Source organism: Paraburkholderia sp. RL17-373-BIF-A, from assembly GCF_046030175.1.
In the GTDB taxonomy this organism is placed as follows: domain Bacteria; phylum Pseudomonadota; class Gammaproteobacteria; order Burkholderiales; family Burkholderiaceae; genus Paraburkholderia.
Map to the genome: position 1 here is coordinate 1 of NZ_JARESO010000489.1, position 323 is coordinate 323.

General features: G+C 54.2%; 1 protein-coding gene. It reads right to left on the reverse strand.

Features of this window, described 5'->3' with window-relative positions; all coding sequences use genetic code 11:
* Positions 1-323, reverse strand: a 323-nt coding sequence (locus P0D80_RS51500) for a polyphosphate kinase 2 family protein (protein ID WP_459252789.1), incomplete at both ends; no start/stop codon positions are given.

Below are 323 nucleotides of genomic sequence, written 5' to 3' on the forward strand. Positions count from 1 at the left end.
GTTCCTCGATGTCGGCAACACTGAATTTCCAGTTTTTCTCGGGGTCGTCTATGCGCTGCAGGAAACGTTTGCGCTGCTCTTCCTTCGACATGTGAAGGTAGAACTTGACGATCCGCGTACCGTTCCCGGAAAGGTGTAACTCGAGGTCCAAGATCGAACGATAGCGGTCATGCCACACCGTCTTTTCGTTCAGCAGTGCATCCGGTAGGCCCTCTTTATGGAGAATCTCGGGGTGAACGCGAGCAATAAGCACCTCCTCGTAATAGGACCGGTTGAAGATGCCGATTCGTCCACGCTCGGGCAGATCGCGCGTAGTACGCCAA